Genomic DNA, 19,259 nt, shown 5'->3' with positions numbered 1-19,259 from the left:
GCTGTTATTCCTTGGGGAAGTCCAGTCCCATTTCCTTGTAGCGGTCGGGATCGTCGCCCCAGTTCTCGCGCACCTTGACGAACAGGAACAGATGCACCGGTACGCCCATGATCTCGGCGATCTCGGCGCGCGCCTGCGCGCCGATCGACTTGATGGTGGCGCCGCCCTTGCCGAGCACGATCTTGCGCTGGCTCTCGCGCTCGACAAAGATCGTCTGCTCGATGCGGATCGACTTGTCCTTGCGATCGGTCCAGCTGTCGGTCTCGACCGTCGACTGGTACGGCAGTTCCTGGTGCAGGTGGCTGTAGATCTTCTCGCGGGTGATCTCGGCCGCCAGATGCCGCATCGGTGCATCCGACATCTGGTCCTCGGGATAGAGGAACGGTCCCGCGGGCACCATCTTCGCCAGCGCCTGGCGCAAATCGTCGACGCCGTCACCCGACAGCGCCGAAATCATAAAGGTGTGCTCGAAGCGCATCCGCTCGTTGGCGGCCTGCGCCAGCGCCAGCAGCTTCTCGCGCTGCACCAGGTCGACCTTGTTGAGCACCAGGATCTTCGGATGCGCGACGGTTTCGAGCTTGGCCAGGATCGCGTTGGCCTCCTCGTCGAGACCCGACTTGGCGTCGAGCAGCACGCAGACGAGATCGGCATCGTGGGCGCCGCTCCAGGCGGTCGACACCATGGCGCGGTCGAGCCGGCGCCGCGGCGCGAAAATGCCGGGCGTATCGACCAGGATGATCTGCGCGTTGCCTTCGATCACGATGCCGCGGATCAGCGCGCGGGTGGTCTGCACCTTGCGCGACACGATGGTGACCTTGGAGCCCACCAGCGCGTTGACCAGCGTCGACTTGCCGACATTGGGCGCACCGATCAGCGCGACGAAGCCACAGCGCGTCGCGTCTCCCTGCCCTTTGGCTTCGTCAGTCATTGGTACCGACGCCTTCACGCTCGATCATCGCGGATGCTGCTGCCTTCTCTGCCGCGCGCTTGTTGCCGCCGAGGCCCTCGGCGGAGGCGAGGCCCGGCAGGTCAACCGCAACGCGGAATTGCGGATCATGGTGCGGGCCGGTGCGTTCGACCTCGCGATAGACCGGCGTCGGCAATCCCTTGCCCTGCGCCCATTCCTGCAACACGGTCTTGGGATCGCGCAGCGGCCGGCGCAGCTTGTGCATGCGCTCGGTCCAGTTGCGCTCGACGAACTGGCGCGCGGCCTCGTAGCCGCCGTCGAGGAAGATCGCCCCGATCACCGCCTCGCAGATATCGCCGAGCACGGACTTGCGCAGCCGCGCGCCCTCGACCGCCTTCACCATGCCGAGCTTGATGTCCTCGAGCAGCCCGAGCGCCTTGGCGACATCGGCGCAGCTCTCCTTGCGCACGAGGTCGGCGAGCCGCTTCGACAATTCGCCCTCGTCGGCCTTCGGGAACGCCCGGAACAGCATGTCTGATACGATCAGCCCGAGCACGTGGTCGCCGAGGAATTCCAGCCGCTGGTAGCTGTCGGCGCGGTTGCGGGTGGCGGGCTTCAGCGCGGAGACGTGGGTGAACGCAGTGGTCAGCAGCGCGGCATCCGAGAACGTATAGCCGATGCGCGCCTCGGTGCCGGCGATCGCCGCCTTCTCTTCAGCCGCCTTGGCAGCCTTGCTGCGCCGCTTCTTCGGCGCGGCTGTGCTTTCGGCGGCAGGCGTCTGGCTCGGCTCGCCGGTCGGCGCTTGATCGTTGATGGCTGCGGTATCGTCGTTCATCGCACGATGGAGAATAGGCGGTTCCACCGCACCGCGAACGGCCAGCGCCAGACCATCCAGGCCTGCTCACCCTCGGCGATCGAGAAGAAGATCATCTGGGCGCGCCCGATGATGTTCTCGAACGGCACGTAGCCGACCTGCGACAGGAATCGGCTGTCGGTGGAGTTGTCGCGGTTGTCGCCCATCATGAAGAAATGCCCGGGCGGAACGGTGTAGACGATGGTGTTGTCCATGTAGCTGTTGTCGGTGCAGTCCAGCGTCTCGTAGCTGACGCCGTTCGGCAGCGTTTCCTTCCAGCGCTTGACCCGGGCGGTGGCATCCGCCGAGCCGCAGGGGTCCTCGCCGATGAAATCGCTCAGCCGCTCGCGCTTGATCGGCTCATCGTTGATGTAGAGCAGCCCGTTGCGGACCTCGATGCGGTCGCCCGGCAGGCCGATGACGCGCTTGATGTAGTCGGTGGAGTCATCGCGCGGCAGGCGAAACACCACGATGTCGCCGCGGTTCGGTTCCGAGCCGAAGATGCGGCCCGAGAAAATGTTCGGCGAGAACGGGATCGAATAGTGGCTGTAGCCATACGAATATTTCGAGACGAACAGATAGTCGCCGACCAGCAGCGTCGCCTTCATCGACCCCGAGGGGATGTTGAACGGCTGGAACAGGAAGGTGCGGATGACGAGCGCGATCAGAAGGGCATGGATGACGACGCGGATGGTCTCGCCCAAGCCGCTCTCAGATTTGGTCCCGGTGGTCGCGCTCATTGCTTTCCCAATTCCCGCGGGCCCTGATGCCCACGCGGTGGCAGAACGTTCTCTCCACGCGAGGTGTTCGACCCCGCCTGAGGAAAATGGCCTTGATTCTGATCTTGAGGGCAAATTCCGGCGTAAACCCGAAATCCGCGTCTCGCTCGATATACCCTGCGGCGTTTTAGACGGTTGTTCGCAGGGGCGCAATCAATCGCCGCCTCAAAACTTCGCAATTCATTGAAATGTCAATGATTTTTTAGTTTGCTGAAGTTTTCCGGCAGATTCCGGCGCCGCGCGCTCATCTGGCCGGGCCAACCGCCGAAATTATGACGAAGGCCTGCGCCAGCGGCCAGTCGTCCGTGATCGACAGGTCGATCTGCGCCTGCATGCCCTCGGGCGTCAGTTCCTGCAGCCGGGCCAGCGCGCCGCCGGTCAGCTGCATCGACGGCCGCCCTCCCGGCAGGTTCACGACCCCCATGTCCTTCCACCACACCCCGCGCCGGATACCGGTGCCGAGCGCCTTGGAGCAGGCCTCCTTGGCGGCGAAGCGCTTGGCGTAGGTTGCGACCACCATCTTCTCGCTGTTGGCGCGGCGCAGCGCCTTGGCGCGTTCGGCGTCGGTAAAGATGCGGTCGAGGAAGCGCTCGCCGTGCCGCTCGATCACCTTCGCGATCCGGGTGATGTCGATCAGGTCGGAGCCGATGCCGATGATCATGCGCCGACCTTGGCGCGGCCGCGGTCCATCGCCGCGCGCATCTCGCGCACCGTCTCGGCGATGCCGACGAACAGCGCCTCGCCCATCATGAAATAGCCGATGTTGAGCTCGCGGATTTCGGGCAGCGCGGAAATCGTCTCCGCGGTCTCATAGTCGAGCCCGTGGCCGGCATGGACCTCGAGCCCCGCTGCCTGCGCGAGCTTCGCGCCGGCGACGATGCGCTTCCATTCGGCCTCCGCCTTGTCCTTGTGACCGTCGACCACGGCATCGCACCAGCCGCCGGTGTGGATCTCGATCACCGGCGCTTTCAGCTTGGCGGCCATCTCGATCTGCCTGTGATCGGCGGCGATGAACAGCGACACCCGGATGCCGGCATCGTTGAGCCGCGCGATGAACGGCGCCAGCGCATTGTGCTGGCCGACCACGTCGAGGCCGCCCTCGGTGGTGAGTTCCTGGCGCCGTTCCGGCACCAGGCAGACCGCGTGCGGCTTGGTGGCGAGCGAGATCCGCAGCATGTCGTCGGTGGCCGCCATCTCGAAATTCAGCGGCTTGGAGATCTCGGCCTTGAGCCGCGCCATGTCCTCGTCGCGGATGTGACGCCGGTCCTCGCGCAGGTGCGCGGTGATCCCGTCGGCGCCGGCCGCGATCGCGGCAAGCGCCAGCCGCACCGGATCGGGCCGCGCCCCGCCCCGCGCATTGCGCAGGGTCGCGACGTGATCGACATTGATACCGAGACGGAGGGGAGCAGCCTTTGACATTTCACCAACCTGCAATTCTAGCCTGTCATGCGCGGGCGCAACCCTTCGAAGGACGGCGTTGCTTGCGCTAGCCGATGCCCTACGCATCCATCCTACCCATTGACGCGCTCGACCTTTGCGACAACGGCCTTGGCGCGCAACTGCGCGATGATAGCGAGGAGATGCTTGAGGTCATAGACCTCAAGATCGATGGTCAGCTCCGTGAAATCCGGTGACTGGCGCGACATGTGGATGTTGTCGATATTGCCGTCGTGCTCGGCGATCACGGTTGCGATCTGCGCGAGGCTGCCGGGCTCGTTGACATTGTGGATCAGGATACGCGCCGGGAAGCGCTGCGGCATGGTCTCGTCGATATCCCAGCGCACGTCGAGCCAGCGCTCCGGCTCCTCCTCGAAATCCTTCAGCGCCGGCGACTGGATCGGGTAGATCGTGATCCCCTCGCCCGGCGTGACGATGCCGACGATCCGGTCGCCCGGCACGGCGCCGCCGTTCGGCGCGAACTTCACCGGCAGGTCGGAATTGATGCCGCGCACCGGGATCACCGAGGTGGCGCGCGCCGGATGCGGCGGGGTCTGCGTCTTCAGCTTGGCGGCGAGCCCCTTCTTGGCGCCGTAGCGCACCAGCCGCTCTTCCTTGTAGTCGGGATACATCGCGCGCGCGACGTCGGAGGCCTTGATCTCGCCGCGTCCGACCGAGGCCATCACCTCCTCGATCGAGGTGCGCGCGAGCCGCGGCAACGCGCCCTTCAGCTTGTCGTCGGCATATTCGATCTTGGCGCGGGCAAACAGGCGGTCGACGATGCGGCGGCCGAGGCCGGCATACTGGTCGCGCACGGCATCGCGGGTGGCACGCCGGATCGCGGCGCGCGCCTTGCCGGTGCGGGCGAGCGCCTCCCAGGCCGACGGCGGCGCCGACTGCGCCTTCGAGGTCAGCACCTCGACCTCGTCGCCATTCTGCAGCTCCGACGACAGCGGCGCGAACTTGCCGTTGATCTTGCAGCCGACCGCGCTGTTGCCGACGCCGGTGTGCACGGCATAGGCGAAATCGATCACGTTGGCGTTGCGCGGCAGCGCGATCAATTTGCCCTTCGGCGTGAAGCAGAACACCTGGTCGTGGAACAGCTCGAGCTTGGTATGCTCGAGGAATTCTTCCGGATTGGAGCTTTCCGAGAGGATGCCGATGGTGTGGCGCAGCCAGGCGAAAGCGTTGGACTCGTGCTTCAGCCGCTCATGCGGCGAGCCGGCCCCTTCCTTGTAGAAGGCATGCGCGGCGATGCCGAACTCGGCGATCTGGTTCATCTCCTCGGTGCGGATCTGCAGCTCGACGCGCTGCTTGCCCGGGCCGATCACGGTGGTGTGGATCGACCGGTAGTCGTTCTGCTTCGGGGTCGAGATGTAGTCCTTGAAGCGGCCCGGCACGACCGGCCAGGTGGTGTGGACGATGCCGAGCGCGCGGTAGCAGGCGCCGACATCGTCGAGGATGACGCGGAAGCCGTAGATGTCGGACAGCTGCTCGAAACCGACCGACTTGCGCTCCATCTTGGTCCAGATCGAAAACGGCTGCTTGCGGCGGCCGAACACCCGCGCGGTGATGCCGTTCTTCTGCAGGTTCTTGGAGAGCTGGGTTTCGATCTCGCCGATCAAATTGCGGTTGCGCTCGGCCAGTGAATCGAGCCGTTGCTTGACCACCGCATAGGCCTCGGGATCGAGCACGAAGAACGACAGATCCTCGAGTTCCTCGCGCATCTCCTGCATGCCCATGCGGCCGGCCAGCGGCGCATAGATATCCAGCGTCTCCTCGGCGATGCGGCGGCGCGAGGCCGGCGGCATGAACTCCATGGTCCGCATGTTGTGCAGGCGATCGGCGAGCTTGATCAGCAGCACGCGGACATCGTCGGCGATCGCGAGCAGCAGCTTGCGCAGATTCTCGGCCTGCTTGGCCTCGCGCGACACCAGTTCCAGCCGCTTCAACTTGGTCAGTCCCTCGACCAGTGCGCCGATCTCATGGCCGAACACATGATCGATCTCGGCCCGCGTCGCCTCGGTGTCCTCGATCGTGTCGTGCAGCAGCGCCGCCACGATCGTGGCGTCGTCGAGCTTGAGGTTGGTGAGGATCGCGGCGACCTCGAGCGGGTGCGAGAAATAGGGATCGCCGGAGGCTCGCATCTGCGTGCCGTGCGCCTTCATGGCGTAGACATAGGCGCGGTTGAGCAGGTCCTCGTTGGTATCGGGGTTATAGGAACGGACGCGTTCGACGAGGTCATATTGTCGCATCATGCGCGTCCGCGGCTTGACCGGCCTCTCCGCCGTGGACGACGCCGGCGCCACCGCGACCGTTTCGGTCGCAGCCTGCATCTGGATGGAACTGCGGCGTCGATACGCCATGAACTCGCTGCCTCTCGCGCGGGACCCGAACGTCCCTTCTTCCTCAATCTAGTGCGCTTTCGAATGAAGCTGCACCCCGCACGGGCCCTGGAACCATTCAATTTCCCGCGCCCGCATAGGACGCACCGTAACAGCAAAATTGTCAACAAAAGCAAAGGCCCGGAGCAATGTCCGGGCCTTTTTCAAATCCGTTCGAAACCGGGGGCTGAAGGGACGAGCTTACTCGTCTTCCTCGGGCTGCTCTTCCGGGGGCGCGAGGCCCTCGAGGCCCTTGAGCAGCTCTTCCTCGGTCATGCGCTCGACCGCGACCTCGGTGTCGTCGGCGTCGACGCTGGCACCAGCGGAACCGATCAGCGGCACAGTGTCCGGCTCGGGCTCGTCCACCTCGACGAACTTCTGCAGGGAGTGTACCAATTCCTCCTTCAGGTCTTCCGGCGAGATCGTCGAATCGGCAATCTCGCGCAGCGACACGACCGGGTTCTTGTCGTTGTCGCGATCAACCGTGAGTTGCGATCCCGACGAGATCATCCGGGCGCGGTGCGCAGCCAACAGGACGAGGTCGAAACGATTGTCGACCTTATCAATGCAATCTTCGACGGTGACGCGAGCCATCTCGAGGCGCTCCGTGGTAAAAGGGACCGAACATGTAGGTTATGAGGGTTAGTTATAGCGCTAGCCCCGGTTTCGCAAGGCAAAATTTGTGATTTGCCTTCCCAACAGGCTCTGATAACCCGGTCTGCCGGGGCCAGAAGGGCCGGAGCGTCTGACGACATGGCTAGGTTGCTGTCCCAGACAAGTAAATCTCTTCATTGCAATGTCAAAGGTCTAGGCTTTTTGCCCTCGCCTCACCATAATTGCGGTGGTGACTGTCGTGGGGAAAGATTCACTGAACTTTAGGCAGCAACGCCGGAAATTGCGCGCGGTTGATCACCGCCGCGCTAAGAACACTAACAACCACGCGAGAACACTTTGATGTCGTCACCTGTTTCCAACAAGATCGCGCTCTTCATCGACGGAGCCAATCTTTACGCCACCGCAAAAACGCTGGGCTTCGACATCGACTACAAGCGCCTCCTGAAGGAATTCCAGAGTCGCGGCACGCTGCTTCGCGCGTTCTACTACACGGCGATCATCGAGGATCAGGAGTATTCGTCGATCCGTCCGTTGATCGACTGGCTCGACTACAACGGCTACACCGTCGTCACCAAGGCGACCAAGGAATTCATCGACGCCAGCGGCCGCCGCAAGGTCAAGGGCAACATGGACATCGAGCTCGCGGTCGATGCCATGGAACTCGCCGAGCATATCGACCAGATGATTCTGTTTTCCGGCGACGGCGACTTCCGCTCGCTGGTCGAGGCCGTGCAGCGCCGCGGCGTTCGCGTCACCGTGATCTCGACCATTGCCAGCCAGCCGCCGATGATCGCCGACGAGCTGCGCCGCCAGGCCGACGTCTTCACCGACCTCGTCGAACTGCAATCCAAGCTTGGCCGCGATCCGTCCGAACGTCCGGCCCCGCGCGAACCCCGCGAGCCGCGTCATCACTCCCCGCAATTCCTGCAGCGCGCGACCACCATGGCCCCACGGGGAGCCGATGACGATTTCGACGAGTAACCTCGTCGCCGCACCCACGCGTCCCGACAGCAACTGTCAGCTCTGCGTCAGGCTGGCCGACTTTCGCGCACAGGCGCGCAAACTCCACCCGGACTGGTTCAACTCGCCGGTGGAATCCTTCGGGGATCCGAACGCACGGTTACTGATCGTCGGGCTCGCGCCGGGCATGCAGGGCGCCAACCGCACCGGCCGCCCGTTCACCGGCGACTACGCCGGCGACCTGCTCTACGCCACCCTGCTCGAATATGGCTTTGCCAGCGGCGTCTACCAGGCGCGGCCGGACGACGGCATGACGCTGGTCGACAGCCGGATCAGCAACGCGGTGCGCTGCGTGCCGCCGCAGAACAAGCCGCTGCCGGCCGAGATCAACACCTGCCGGCAGTTCCTCAGCGCCACCATTGCTGCGATGCCGAAGGTGCGGGCCATCGTGCTGCTCGGGCGTATCGCCCACGAATCGACCCTGAAGGCATTGGGGGTTCGTCTTGCCGCAGCGCCGTTTGTGCATGGCGCCGTGCATAGCATCGGCAAGTACAAGCTCTACGACAGCTACCACTGCTCGCGCTACAACACGAACACCGGTGTGCTGACGACCGACATGTTCCGCAAGGTCTTCGCGACGGTGCGGAAGGATCTCGGCTAGCGCCCTTCCGGTATCCGCTTTGCGAACCGCTTATCCGAAGCCCGCAAACCCCGCGGGACATCATTTCTGAATAATAGAAAAATATCCCTGATTTGCCCGACGTGTCAAGTTGCCTGGTCGGACACCGGCCGCCGCCGGCTGCTTTGCATGGGGTTGTTTTCGATATTTTGTCAGCGCCCCGGCTGCGCTAGCTAGTCCTTCCGCGGATTGTCCTTCAGCCATTCCAGCACATCGCCCGCGTTCCGGTCAGGCGGAAACACCGGATAGAACACCTGCGTGATGCGCGCATCGTCGATGATCAGGGCAAGCCGCTTGATCAGCGTCAGGCCCGCCACCGACATCGTCGGCAATCTCAGCGTGTGCGTCAGTTCCAGCGCGTCGTCCGACAGCACCGGGAACGGCAAATGCAGGCGCGAGGCCATCTCGGTCTGGTAGGCATTGCTTTGCGTCGACAGCCCGAACACCTGGGCAGCACCGGCTGCCTTGAGCTCGGCGAACAGGTCGCGGAACGCGCAGGTCTGCGGCGTACAGCCGCGGGCGCCGGGGATCATGTCCCAATCGTCGACCAGCCCGATCTTGCCGGGCTCGCCGGTTCGTGGATAGGCGAACACCACGGTGCGGCCCTTGAGCGCCGACAGCGTCACGGACGCGTCGTTGGTGGCCCGCAAGGTCACCGGCGGGATCGTCATGCCGGCGAGGTGCGCCGCGCCACCGTCATCGGTGGGCGCCGGGATCTTGCTCCAGTCGACGTCGGTGAGGCTGCTCTGGGTCATGGCCTGCATCTCCGTAGCGTCATTGCGAGCGAAGCGAAGCAATCCATGGCGACGCGCACTGGATGGGTGGATTGCTTCGTCGCTTCGCTCCTCGCAATGACGGCTTGAACGCTATCCTCGCGCCCGCATCAGGCGGCCCTTTTCGCGGGACCAGTCGCGCTTCTTCTCGCTCTCGCGCTTGTCGTGCAGTTTCTTGCCCTTGGCGACCGCGAGCAGCAGTTTGGCACGGCCGCGCTCGTTGAAGTACAGCTTCAGCGGAATAAGCGTCATGCCCTCGCGGTCGACGGCGCCGAGCAGCTTATTGATCTGCTTGCGGTGCAGCAGCAGCTTTCGCGGCCGCTTCGGCTCGTGGTTGAAGCGGTTGGCCTGCAGATACTCGGGAATATTGGCGTTGATCAGCCACAGCTCGCCGTTCTTGGAATCCGCATAGGATTCCGCGATCGTGCTCTTGCCGCTGCGGATTGACTTCACCTCGGTGCCGGTCAGCGAAATGCCGGCCTCGATGGTGTCCTCGATTGCGTAGTTGAAGCGGGCCTTTCGGTTTTCGGCGACAACCTTGATCGGGCGTTCGTTCTTCTCGGCCACGTTAGCCCTTCTTGAGGAGATCGCGGATTTCCGTCAGCAGCACGACCTCGTCGGACGGCTTCGGCGGCTCGGCGGGCTTGGCCTCATCCTTGCGCTTGAACTGGTTCATGAAGCGGACGACCAGGAACAGGACGAAAGCGATGATCAGGAAGTTCAGCGTCAGCGTCAGGAAGTTGCCCCAGGCCAGCACCGCGCCCTGCTTCTTGGCGTCGGCCAGGTTGGTTGCGTTGACCGCCTTGGAAAGCCCGGTGAAATAATTGGAGAAGTCGAGACCGCCCGTGATCGCGCCGATGATCGGCATGATGATGTCGCCGACCAGCGAGGTGACGATGGCGCCGAAGGCTGCACCGATGATGACGGCGACGGCGAGGTCGACGACATTGCCCTTCATGGCAAATTCGCGGAACTCCTTCAGCATGCCCATCCCCTTCTCTTCGACATTGCGCACGGCATTGTTCACTGCGGTACGGTCCCGGCTCAGTTGATCAGGCCGGCATGCACCATGGCGCTGCGGACGGCCTGGCGGGTGGATTCGGCGACCGGCACCATCGGCAGGCGCAGCTTCTCGTCGAGCTTGCCGAGCAGCGACATCGCGTACTTCACCGGTGCCGGATTGCTCTCGATGAACAGGTTGGTGTGCAGCGGCATCAGCTTGTCGTGGATCTTGAGCGCGGTGGTGACGTCGCCCTTCTGCCAGGCGGTCTGGAACTCGGAGCACAGCCGCGGCGCGACGTTCGAGGTCACCGAGATGCAGCCATGGCCGCCATGCGCCATGTAGCCGATGATGGTCGCGTCCTCGCCGGACAGCTGGTTGAAGTCCTCGCCCATCGCAGCGCGCTGCTGCGAAACCCGCACCATGCTGGCGGTCGCGTCCTTGACGCCGGCGATGTTCTTCAGCTCGAACAGCCGCTTCATGGTGTCGACCGACATGTCGATCACCGAGCGCGGCGGGATGTTGTAGATGATGATCGGAATGCCGATCGCATCGTTGATCGCCTTGAAGTGCTGATACATGCCTTCCTGGGTCGGCTTGTTGTAGTACGGCGTCACGATCAGCACCGCATTGGCGCCGGCCTTCTCGGCGTGCTCGGCGAGCTCGATCGCCTCCTTGGTCGAATTCGAGCCGGCGCCGGCGATCACGGGCACCCGGCCCTTGGCCTCCTCGATGCACCACTCGACCACCCGCTTGTGCTCGTCGTGGCTCAGCGTCGGGCTTTCGCCGGTCGTGCCGACCGGCACCAGGCCGTGCGTGCCCTCGGCGATCTGCCAGTTCACGAGGCCGCGGAACGCCGCCTCATCGACCGAGCCGTTTTTGAAGGGCGTAACCAAGGCAGTGAATGATCCCCGGAATTTTGTCTTGGCTGCCATGGACTTCCTCCAAACGCTTCAGGCTAAAGGCTAGGTCGACGGACCCTTGTTGTTGTCGTGCTTTACGTCCGTGCAACCGGCACCCGGTTGATGCGAAACGCCATGAAGGGCAATTCATATCGGGTCTGGCCGACAGGCGAAAGGGCCGTACCGTACCTATTCCCAACGGTAATCTGCGGCGCGCGAAACCGCTTCCAGCCGCGATTTTGCCGTTGTGCTGGCGCAAACAGCCGCACCGGCACGCTTCTTAGTATTTTGTCTACGTTTTCAATCAAATAAGAACCCATGGCCCAAACGACCAGATGATTCGGGGCCGCAGAGGACTTCTGTGATCCGTTCCGTTCGCGCAGGCACATTGCGGTCGACGGCGCTGGCGACGAGCCTGGCGCTCGTTGTCGGCCTTGCCGCCATCACGCCCGACGCCCGGGCCGCCGAAGATGTTCCAACCGCAAAGCCGGCTGCCCAAGAGTCGGCGTCCAAATCCAGTGCTGCGAAGCCTGCCGCGCCGAAGACTGCGGCTTCCAAGAGCGCCACTCCCAAGACCTCGACTTCGAAGCCGGCGGCTTCCAAGCCAGCCGCGACCAAGAGCAGCGAAACCAAGAGCGGTGAAACCAAGAGCGGCGACACCAAGCACAGCACAGCCAAGACCGACGCTGCCAAGCCGGCCGCTTCCAAACCGGTCGCTTCCAAGTCCGGTACGGCCATGACAGACGGAGCCAAGGCCGCCCCTCCCAAGACCGAGGCGCACAAGACAACAGCTCCGAAGTCCGCCGAACCGAGGACCACCACGGCCACGACTTCAAAGCACATCTCGCCGGCGGCGACGGGTACTGTCTCGAGCAGGTCGGTGCCCGCCCCCGCGCTGGTTCCGGCGACCCGCCAGCATGCCGCGCCGCTCGCGCGCAAGCCGGTGCTTCCTGCGGCCGTGGCCGCGACATCGTCGACCTCGCAGTCGGACAAGGAAGCGCTCGCCAGCGTCGTCGAGCTGTTGCGCAAGCGCAGGCCCTCTGACGCAACCGAGGCCGAGGCCTCGATCTCCGATCCGGTCGCGCGCAAGCTTGCGGAATGGCTGATCCTGCGCAGCGAGGACAACGGCGCCTCGGTCGAGCGCTACCGCGCCTTCCTCGACGCCAATCCGAGCTGGCCCTCGCAGACCTTCCTGCGCCGCCGCATCGAGGCCTCGCTATGGGACGACCATCGCGACGACTCCGCGGTCTGGGGCTGGTTCCAGAATGAATCGCCGGTCTCCGCCAAGGGCCGGCTCGCGCTCGCCAAGGTGATGGTCGGACGCGGCGACCGCGGCAACGCCGAGCGCCTGGTCCGCGAGGCCTGGCGCAATGACGGGATGAGCGAGGAGACCGAAACCACCGCGCTCGAAATGTTCGGCTCGTTCCTGACCGCCGCCGACCACAAGGCGCGCATGGACACGATGCTCTATGGCACCGACAACGAGGCTGCCGGCATCCGCGAGGCCAAGCGGCTCGGCTCCGGCTATCTGGCGCTCGCCAAGGCGCGCATCGCCGCCAATCGCAAGGGCTCGAACCTGCGCGCGCTGCTCGAAGCGGTGCCGAGCGAACTGTCCGGCGACACCGGCTATCTGTTCGCCAAGATCCAGCTGCTGCGCCGCGAGGAGAAGTTCAGTGAGGCCGCGCGGCTGATGCTGAGCGCGCCGAAGGACGCCGCGCGGCTCTACAATGCCGACGAATGGTGGGTCGAGCGCCGCCTGCTGGCGCGCAAGATGATCGACGTCAACGAGTTTCGCACCGCCTATCTGATCGCGCGCGACGCGGCGCTGCCGGCCCGTGACATCTACAAGACCGAGCAGGAATTCACCTCGGGCTGGATCGCGCTGCGCTTCCTCAACGATCCCGCCCTCGCCTCCCAGCACTTCGCGCGGATCGGCGTCGGCAGCGCCAACCCGACGGCGCTCGCGCGTGCCGGTTATTGGCAGGGCCGCGCCGCGGAAGCCGCCGGCCGCGGCCAGGAAGCACGCGCGGCCTATGCACGCGCGGCCGAGCAATCCACCAGCTATTACGGCCAGCTCGCGCGCGCCAAACTCGGCCTGCCGCAGATCGAGCTGAACAGCGCGCCGCGCGGCCGTGGCGCCGATCGGCTGGAGATCGTGCGGGCGGTCGGGCTGCTCTACGAAATCGACGCGCGCGAGCTCGCGATCCCGATCTTCGGCGACATGGGCGACAACGGCGATCCGGAAGCGCTGGCCGGCCTCGGCGAGCTCACCGCACGCCATGGCGATGCCCGCGGCATGCTGCTGATGGGCAAATCCGCCCTCAACCGCGGACTGCCGTTCGACCACTACGCTTATCCGGTGAACGGCATCCCGTCGTTCCGCCAGGTCGGGCCGGAGGTCGAACAGAGCGTGGTCTACGCGATCGCGCGCCAGGAGAGCGCGTTCAATCCGGCGGTGGTGTCGCCGGCGCAGGCCTACGGCCTGATGCAGGTGACGCCGGACGCCGGACGCTACGTCTGCAAGCGGGCCGGCATCGGCTTCGATCTCAACCGGATGAAGACCGACCCGGTCTACAACGCGACGCTCGGCGCGGCCGAGCTCGGCGGCCTGCTCGAGGACTATCGCGGCTCTTACATCCTCACCTTCGCCGCCTACAATGCCGGCCGCGGCAGCGTGAAGAAGTGGATCGAGCGCTACGGCGACCCGCGCGATCCCAAGGTCGACGCGGTCGACTGGGTCGAGCTGATTCCGTTCTCGGAGACACGGAACTACGTCCAGCGCATCATGGAGAACCTGCAGGTCTACCGCGCCCGCTTCGGCGGCGGCACCAGATTGCAGATCGAGGCCGATCTGCACCGCGGCACCAGCGCGGAGTGAGCCCGCGCCAGGCGGTTTTCAACAGCCTTGCGACCGGCAGCGTTCAGGCCTGGCTAAAAAACAATCTAACTCATTGTTATATATGATATTTAATTCATTCGACCGGACCCACACCGCCAAATCGCTGCGCAATATAGAGGCTCTGCGCCCGCTCCGGGGCGGCCGGCGGGTGAGCTGCCACTAAATCACCTTGTCGCAATCTGAATCTGCCGCTTGCGGCTCAGCGCCCACTCGGGCATATCGGCGCCATTGGAGAGGTGGCCGAGTGGCTGAAGGCAACGCTTTGCTAAAGCGTCATACGGTCTCAAGCTGTATCGAGGGTTCGAATCCCTCCCTCTCCGCCAGCCCCACAACCGGCTGCCCAACGATGGTCTCCAGGTATCTGCGTGGAGAAATTCGGGCTTCGGCCCGCCCGGTGTGAACCGGCAGTCACCTCCACGTGAACGAAACATCATTCCCGGCACCTCGAAGCGAGCGCGAAACAAATCGCGCCCAACCTCGCCGCATTGTTTTCTTCACCTGAACATTTCCGGGGTAAAGCCATGCAGCACGACGATGGCATTCAATTCCAGGATCTCGACCAGGTTTTGCGTAACGCCCAGCTTCGTCGCTCCGCCGACTTGAGTCCCTGGCTAGCGCAGCGCTTCGCATCCAAAGCAGGCAGGCTCGTCATCGCCACTTCGCTGGCCGGCATGGTTGCGGTCCTGGCGATCGTTGCTGCGCCGCGGCCGGTCTCAAGCGCTGCGCTTGGCAGCGAGTGGCAATGCAGCAAGGCGGCGTTTGTCTTGACGACCTGTCGTCAAGCCGACCCTGCGCGCTCATAGCAAGCGGCCTCATTCGTTCAGGCAACGTCGTTTGTTGCGCAGGCACTGCGTATGCTCGCAACGTCAATTGGCCAGTGAAACCATGTGCCCGGCAGCTCCGTAGCTGGAGTGCCGACCCATTTCTTCCATTTTTGGTCCTACGGGCCGGCTGAGGCCGTTCGGTCTTTTCCCAGTCTCGAACGGCCTCACCTTTGAGTCCGTCTGGTGTACCCGCGGCGACCTCAACGGGCGCGCGCGAGGGCCGACATGGAAGCGGCAGGCTTCCCCTCGGGATGATTATTTGGCATCAAATGATCAGGAAGCCCGCACGAAGAAACCGCCAGCTAGTTTAGCGAGATCGGGCTGAAGGCGAAGAACCAAGATGGATGGCTCAAGCCGCGGTCTCAGGTCAGCGATTTGCTTCGCACTGGTTCTCGTTCTGCCGGCTGCACAGACGCCGCCGACGGTGCATTCGCGGGACGAGTGGCGTGTGGTTGGCAAGGAATGTCGTGATGTGTTGCCTGCGCAGGCAAAGATCCGGGCATGCCTCAACCTGCTGAGCGATCGACGACTCTCGACCGCCTATCTTGCGCCGATCAACGGCGAGATATCGAGCACGTTCCAGAGCTTGCGGGACTACGACAACGCCATAAAATATAAAAAGATCGAAATCGAACGCGCGAACACCGCGGCGGAGCAACCTTCTTCGTCGAGCGACGCACTTCCTGCAAGTCTTGGCGCGATGTCTCTGCGTTATTTGGAGCTCGGCTCACTCCAGTCGCTCAATCGCCTCACCAACTTCAACAGCCAATCGGATGAAGCGCGCCTAGTCGCCACCGAGGAGCAAAGCAACTACAATCTGGCGCTTTCGTACAACCCGATGAACTACAGGGCCTATCGATACCGGGCTGAAATTCATAGCCTGTTCTGCGACAGCGCGTCCGCCGCTCAAGATATGGAGGCCGCGGTCAGGTTTGCCGAACAAGCCGGCGATCAGGATGCCGCCCGCGACTACAAGCGCGTCACGCTCAGCGCCTGCATTCCGGCGTGGCGGCGAGACTAGTCTCGCGAGACCCAGCAGGCTGTCGCCACCGGGTGGCACCTCCGCGTCAGACCGCCCCGACCGTATTGTTACGGACCCACGACTGGCAGGCTATTTGCGATGCATCCGTGAATAGTTCGGCGCCGGCGGTTCTCGGTGTGCCGAACTCAGACATTCGGAGCACGCACATGAACATGCACCATCGTTTTGAGACAGCTCGCGGACACGACGGACGAGAGTCGACGATCAGCAAGATGCTGTCCGATCTTGTCCTGGTCTGCCAGCAGATCGAAGCCGACATCGCCACCGAAGAAGCGCGCGCGGGGATTCGTGACCGGTCGGACGCCAGGTACCCGATCCTGGCAAGGTCGCTCAATGAGCGGTACGCCAATCTCAAGGGTACCATCGCCACGCTCGAGAAGCGTGTCACCGAGAGATCTCAGCTGGTCACCGACGCAGCCTAGCCGATCCCTGAGAAGCAAAGGGGCCCGCCAGTAGCGAGCCCCTGGCTGCTTACTGCACCGGGAAGCACTGCCGCTTGCCGTCGTTCGGGCAGTAGAAGCAGGCCTTCGAGGAGCAGCCCGACAGGTCTCCGGCCTTGTTCAGGTTGTAATTGCACCCTGCGGTTCTGTCGCACGCCTTCACGACTGCCCCGATCGGGGCGGCAGAGGCCGACTGACCGAACGTGAACAGAGCAATCGCAGTTGCAACGGCGAAGCTCAGTGTAATCGAACGCATGATTTACCCTCCTCCACAATTGGGCCGACGCACCATTGCATCACCCTGGCAGGACCCTCGCAGGACTGTTGCGCAATTGATGTGAGGCGGGTCACTCAGGCATATCGCTGCGTGCGTCGGTGCAGCGCTGAGCGATGTCAGCCGCTGCCGCGGGTCGATGGATCGAGATTCCTGTTCTCGCCCGGCGGGATCGGCCCAAAGCCTGGATACACGTAACGGTCCGGAGGGACGATCTGTTCAGTTGGACGGACAATGAGATGCTGTCGCACGCGCCGATGATGCGCAGTTGCGGCGTCGGCGGCAGCACTGCACAGGATCACGAGGGGTAGCGTCAAGGCCAGGGAGATACGTAGCGACATTCGTAAGGCAGCGCGCATGGCGATCACTCCGTTTCAGCGAACAAGTGATCGCGGGCTGCGGCGCCCTATTCTGGCCCGGCCTTTCACATGTGATCAAAACCACGAGATCGGAAGGGTATCGCTTGCGAGTGATCGCGCGGAGCTCCTGCGAGCAGGCAGCGTCTAGTGACTTGCCTCAGCCGGTCGAGCCGGTGACCATTCCGCCCAGTACTTCAGGAGCGGAATCGCACTTCCAATCCAACCTCCCGCCATCTTGGCCTCTTCCTCCCGATCCAGCATGCCACCGGCTGCAGCGAGTTCGCCGATGGTATAGCGCCGCGATGGACACAGGATTTCACTCGCTTGCGCCCAGCAATCCCACTCGCCAATCGTGACGCCTCCGAGCGCACCCGTCTTGCGGTTATAGAGAATTGCACTGGGTGATGAATTGGAGACGATGACAAGCCAGTTTGGATCGCTGGCTATGCCGGTCGCGTAGAACGGCCACTCGCCGCCGAACAGGTCTCCGCGGCCGGGCATCATCAACAGCGTGCCATCGCTCGCCGCCAGCGCGCCATAGGCAGCACGCACCGTCTTGTCGAACATCTGGTAGCTCGGCGCATCGAATCGGACGGATCCGCGCGAGGCAACGAAGGGATATCGAAATCTCGATTGGTCAGCGATGTATTTCCAGCGCGGCGAACCGAACTCGAAAGACGTCGTCGCCCTTTTGCTGATGGCGACGATCCTGTCCTGGTAGGTGGACAAGACATAGGCTGCGTCCTTGTCCCGATAGGCGCAGAACGGCGCCGACAGATTGGCAAACGTCGGGCCATTCGCGCCGTATATGTCCTTCAACTGAAGGCTCTTCGTCATGGTGAAAACGACGCCGGCCATGGGATCCGAACCGATCAGATCGCCCGTGCTCTCGTCTTCGTTGATGCAGGTGGCGAACTGAATCGCTTCAGAGCCAATATTTGCGGTCCTGGCGAGCTCTTGCCCGGTTTCAATTGCGAGCTTGACGATGCTCCCCTGACCCGACGCGAACACCTCATCTCCGATGATCGTGATGCCGTGAGAGGCCAGCAAATCCCGCTTCCAGCGCAGAATCCATTTATCATCCACTCGCTCGAACATGGAGACCACGTTGCCGTCGTAGTCCGCCACGCCCATAAATCGACCGCCTCGCGAGATCGCCACCCCCTCGGCGCCCTTGATCCCGATATCCGCGATGCGCTCGGTGAGCCGAAGCTTCGCACCGGTTGCGGTATGCTCAAGCTGAGCGACGATGATGTCGCCTCCAACGTAGTTCGCGATGAAGATCCGGTCATAGAAAGCCGAGTAGAACACGGCCGTCGGATTCCAGACGGGGAGTTCGACGTCGATCTCAAGCGGCACCGCGGTGCGCTGATCCTGGTCGAACAGATAAACATCCCGGTAGTTGGCGATAAGAAACTCTTGCGCTGAGATTTTCGTCATGGAGACCGGCGTCATCGGGCCATCCTCGCTCTTGAGCAGCGAAACGGAAATTGCGTTGCCCTGCAGATCGGGCGCGCGCCGGCCGCGCTTCTGCTGGTCGATTGCGGCACCAAGATCCGCCCGCAACCGCTTTGCGGTCTCCTCGAGCTGACTTGCAGTCTGCTCCAGCCTGTTTGCAGCCGCCTCCTGCTTGCCTGATGTCTGCTCCTGCTTGCTCGCAACCTGCTCCTGCCGGCTTGCAGTCTGTTCCTGCCTACCCGCAGCCTGCTCCTGCTTACCCGCAGCCTGCTCCTGCCTGCCTGCCGCCTGCTCCTGTCTGCCCGCAGCCTGCTCCTGCCTGCCTGCCGCCTGCTCCTGCCTGCCCGCGGCTTGCTCCTGTCTGCCCGCGGCCTGCTCCTGCTTGCTTGCAATCTGCTCTTGCGTGTTCGCGGTCTGCCCCTGCGCGTCCAGGCGGTTGATGATGACAGCCGTGCGTTGACCGCTGAACAGCAGCGTCTCCGTCAGGAGATTCGTGGCAGTCCTGATCTTGTGCGCGAACAAGACCAGGACGATTGCGCCAATCAGAAGCGCGCCATATGCGATCTTCTTGTTCATGCCCCGCTCGAGATGACCACCGATGAAACCAGGAAACCCTCACGACTCGAAGTGAGAAGCTAGATATCCTTTAGTTTGATCGCGCTCGATGCGGAGCT

General features: G+C 63.5%; 19 protein-coding genes and 1 tRNA gene. 7 read left to right on the top strand and 13 right to left on the bottom strand.

Annotation, left to right across the window (positions count from 1 at the left end):
* Positions 1-4: 4 nt before the first annotated feature.
* The 7 genes from era to rpoZ form a co-directional block, all read right to left on the bottom strand.
* Positions 5-928 (bottom strand): GTPase Era, encoded by a 924-nt coding sequence (gene era / locus FBZ93_RS09070; protein WP_146985579.1) that lies wholly within the window; start codon positions 926-928, stop codon positions 5-7.
* Complete coding sequence (rnc, locus tag FBZ93_RS09065; protein WP_146985578.1) at positions 921-1,742, bottom strand: ribonuclease III; 822 nt, start codon at positions 1,740-1,742, stop codon at positions 921-923. Before rnc ends, era begins: the two co-directional genes overlap by 8 nt.
* Entirely contained in the window at positions 1,739-2,500 is a 762-nt protein-coding gene (lepB, locus tag FBZ93_RS09060; RefSeq protein ID WP_074128889.1) for a signal peptidase I, read from the bottom strand. Before lepB ends, rnc begins: the two co-directional genes overlap by 4 nt.
* A gap of 283 nt (positions 2,501-2,783) precedes the next feature.
* Positions 2,784-3,200 (bottom strand): holo-ACP synthase, encoded by a 417-nt coding sequence (acpS, locus tag FBZ93_RS09055; protein ID WP_146985577.1) that lies wholly within the window; start codon positions 3,198-3,200, stop codon positions 2,784-2,786.
* On the bottom strand, positions 3,197-3,958 hold the full coding sequence (locus FBZ93_RS09050) for a pyridoxine 5'-phosphate synthase (RefSeq protein WP_146985576.1): 762 nt from the start codon (positions 3,956-3,958) through the stop codon (positions 3,197-3,199). Before FBZ93_RS09050 ends, acpS begins: the two co-directional genes overlap by 4 nt.
* A gap of 92 nt (positions 3,959-4,050) precedes the next feature.
* Positions 4,051-6,342: a RelA/SpoT family protein gene (locus FBZ93_RS09045; protein WP_146985575.1), complete on the bottom strand. Its 2,292-nt coding sequence runs from the start codon at positions 6,340-6,342 to the stop codon at positions 4,051-4,053.
* 219 nt (positions 6,343-6,561) lie between these two features.
* Positions 6,562-6,954, bottom strand: a complete 393-nt coding sequence (rpoZ, locus tag FBZ93_RS09040; RefSeq protein ID WP_016844003.1) for a DNA-directed RNA polymerase subunit omega — start codon at positions 6,952-6,954, stop codon at positions 6,562-6,564.
* Between the two features lie 360 nt (positions 6,955-7,314).
* Here rpoZ and FBZ93_RS09035 point away from each other — a divergent pair, with 360 nt between their 5' ends.
* Together FBZ93_RS09035 and FBZ93_RS09030 are read left to right on the top strand one after the other, a co-directional pair.
* A complete protein-coding gene (locus tag FBZ93_RS09035) occupies positions 7,315-7,956 on the top strand; it encodes an NYN domain-containing protein (RefSeq protein WP_050422617.1) in 642 nt (213 codons plus the stop codon).
* Positions 7,937-8,596, top strand: a complete 660-nt coding sequence (locus FBZ93_RS09030) for a uracil-DNA glycosylase (protein ID WP_146985574.1) — start codon at positions 7,937-7,939, stop codon at positions 8,594-8,596. The genes FBZ93_RS09035 and FBZ93_RS09030 overlap by 20 nt, the downstream gene beginning before the upstream one ends.
* 191 nt (positions 8,597-8,787) lie before the next feature.
* Here the strand turns inward: FBZ93_RS09030 and FBZ93_RS09025 are convergent, their stop codons facing one another.
* From FBZ93_RS09025 to dapA, 4 genes are all read right to left on the bottom strand, one after another.
* Entirely contained in the window at positions 8,788-9,369 is a 582-nt protein-coding gene (locus FBZ93_RS09025) for a peroxiredoxin (RefSeq protein ID WP_146985573.1), read from the bottom strand.
* 111 nt (positions 9,370-9,480) lie between these two features.
* Positions 9,481-9,954 carry an SsrA-binding protein SmpB gene (gene smpB, locus FBZ93_RS09020; protein WP_050422619.1) on the bottom strand — a complete coding sequence of 158 codons (474 nt, stop codon included), beginning with the start codon at positions 9,952-9,954 and terminating at the stop codon, positions 9,481-9,483.
* A gap of 1 nt (position 9,955) precedes the next feature.
* Positions 9,956-10,372, bottom strand: coding sequence for a large conductance mechanosensitive channel protein MscL (mscL, locus tag FBZ93_RS09015; RefSeq protein WP_167528999.1), 417 nt, complete (start codon positions 10,370-10,372; stop codon positions 9,956-9,958).
* Between the two features lie 59 nt (positions 10,373-10,431).
* Positions 10,432-11,322 (bottom strand): 4-hydroxy-tetrahydrodipicolinate synthase, encoded by an 891-nt coding sequence (gene dapA / locus FBZ93_RS09010; RefSeq protein WP_146985572.1) that lies wholly within the window; start codon positions 11,320-11,322, stop codon positions 10,432-10,434.
* Positions 11,323-11,650: 328 nt separating this feature from the next.
* Between dapA and FBZ93_RS09005 the strand changes: the two genes are divergently transcribed.
* The 5 genes from FBZ93_RS09005 to FBZ93_RS08985 all read left to right on the top strand — a co-directional run bounded on the left by FBZ93_RS09005 (position 11,651) and on the right by FBZ93_RS08985 (position 16,476).
* Positions 11,651-14,167, top strand: a complete 2,517-nt coding sequence (locus FBZ93_RS09005) for a transglycosylase SLT domain-containing protein (protein WP_433995392.1) — start codon at positions 11,651-11,653, stop codon at positions 14,165-14,167.
* Positions 14,168-14,418: 251 nt separating this feature from the next.
* Positions 14,419-14,511, top strand: a tRNA-Ser gene (locus tag FBZ93_RS09000).
* 198 nt (positions 14,512-14,709) lie between these two features.
* Positions 14,710-14,991, top strand: a complete 282-nt coding sequence (locus tag FBZ93_RS08995; protein ID WP_146985571.1) for a hypothetical protein — start codon at positions 14,710-14,712, stop codon at positions 14,989-14,991.
* Between the two features lie 361 nt (positions 14,992-15,352).
* A complete protein-coding gene (locus tag FBZ93_RS08990) occupies positions 15,353-16,033 on the top strand; it encodes a hypothetical protein (protein WP_146985570.1) in 681 nt (226 codons plus the stop codon).
* A 167-nt stretch (positions 16,034-16,200) separates the two neighbouring features.
* Positions 16,201-16,476, top strand: coding sequence for a hypothetical protein (locus tag FBZ93_RS08985; protein WP_146985569.1), 276 nt, complete (start codon positions 16,201-16,203; stop codon positions 16,474-16,476).
* A gap of 49 nt (positions 16,477-16,525) precedes the next feature.
* Here FBZ93_RS08985 and FBZ93_RS08980 read toward each other — a convergent pair whose 3' ends face one another.
* Both FBZ93_RS08980 and FBZ93_RS08970 read right to left on the bottom strand, forming a co-directional pair.
* Positions 16,526-16,750: a hypothetical protein gene (locus FBZ93_RS08980; RefSeq protein WP_146985568.1), complete on the bottom strand. Its 225-nt coding sequence runs from the start codon at positions 16,748-16,750 to the stop codon at positions 16,526-16,528.
* A gap of 521 nt (positions 16,751-17,271) precedes the next feature.
* Positions 17,272-19,161, bottom strand: coding sequence for a cell envelope integrity protein TolA (locus FBZ93_RS08970; protein ID WP_146985567.1), 1,890 nt, complete (start codon positions 19,159-19,161; stop codon positions 17,272-17,274).
* Between the last annotated feature and the right edge of the window lie 98 nt (positions 19,162-19,259).

It is taken from the genome of Bradyrhizobium macuxiense (assembly GCF_007993935.1).
Classification (GTDB): domain Bacteria; phylum Pseudomonadota; class Alphaproteobacteria; order Rhizobiales; family Xanthobacteraceae; genus Bradyrhizobium; species Bradyrhizobium macuxiense_A.
This window is presented reverse-complemented; position numbering and strand designations above follow the sequence as displayed.

Bases quoted from the DNA above. Each gene is read 5' to 3' on its own strand.
- FBZ93_RS08995 (WP_146985571.1), top strand. From the start codon at position 14,710: ATGCAGCACGACGATGGCATTCAATTCCAGGATCTCGACCAGGTTTTG.
- acpS (WP_146985577.1), bottom strand. From the start codon at position 3,200: ATGATCATCGGCATCGGCTCCGACCTGATCGACATCACCCGGATCGCG.
- FBZ93_RS09030 (WP_146985574.1), top strand. From the start codon at position 7,937: ATGACGATTTCGACGAGTAACCTCGTCGCCGCACCCACGCGTCCCGAC.
- FBZ93_RS09025 (WP_146985573.1), bottom strand. From the start codon at position 9,369: ATGACCCAGAGCAGCCTCACCGACGTCGACTGGAGCAAGATCCCGGCG.
- FBZ93_RS09045 (WP_146985575.1), bottom strand. From the start codon at position 6,342: ATGGCGTATCGACGCCGCAGTTCCATCCAGATGCAGGCTGCGACCGAA.
- FBZ93_RS08985 (WP_146985569.1), top strand. From the start codon at position 16,201: ATGAACATGCACCATCGTTTTGAGACAGCTCGCGGACACGACGGACGA.
- FBZ93_RS09050 (WP_146985576.1), bottom strand. From the start codon at position 3,958: ATGTCAAAGGCTGCTCCCCTCCGTCTCGGTATCAATGTCGATCACGTC.
- rnc (WP_146985578.1), bottom strand. From the start codon at position 1,742: ATGAACGACGATACCGCAGCCATCAACGATCAAGCGCCGACCGGCGAG.
- era (WP_146985579.1), bottom strand. From the start codon at position 928: ATGACTGACGAAGCCAAAGGGCAGGGAGACGCGACGCGCTGTGGCTTC.
- FBZ93_RS08970 (WP_146985567.1), bottom strand. From the start codon at position 19,161: ATGAACAAGAAGATCGCATATGGCGCGCTTCTGATTGGCGCAATCGTC.
- rpoZ (WP_016844003.1), bottom strand. From the start codon at position 6,954: ATGGCTCGCGTCACCGTCGAAGATTGCATTGATAAGGTCGACAATCGT.
- FBZ93_RS09035 (WP_050422617.1), top strand. From the start codon at position 7,315: ATGTCGTCACCTGTTTCCAACAAGATCGCGCTCTTCATCGACGGAGCC.
- mscL (WP_167528999.1), bottom strand. From the start codon at position 10,372: ATGCTGAAGGAGTTCCGCGAATTTGCCATGAAGGGCAATGTCGTCGAC.
- FBZ93_RS08990 (WP_146985570.1), top strand. From the start codon at position 15,353: ATGGATGGCTCAAGCCGCGGTCTCAGGTCAGCGATTTGCTTCGCACTG.
- dapA (WP_146985572.1), bottom strand. From the start codon at position 11,322: ATGGCAGCCAAGACAAAATTCCGGGGATCATTCACTGCCTTGGTTACG.
- lepB (WP_074128889.1), bottom strand. From the start codon at position 2,500: ATGAGCGCGACCACCGGGACCAAATCTGAGAGCGGCTTGGGCGAGACC.
- FBZ93_RS08980 (WP_146985568.1), bottom strand. From the start codon at position 16,750: ATGCGTTCGATTACACTGAGCTTCGCCGTTGCAACTGCGATTGCTCTG.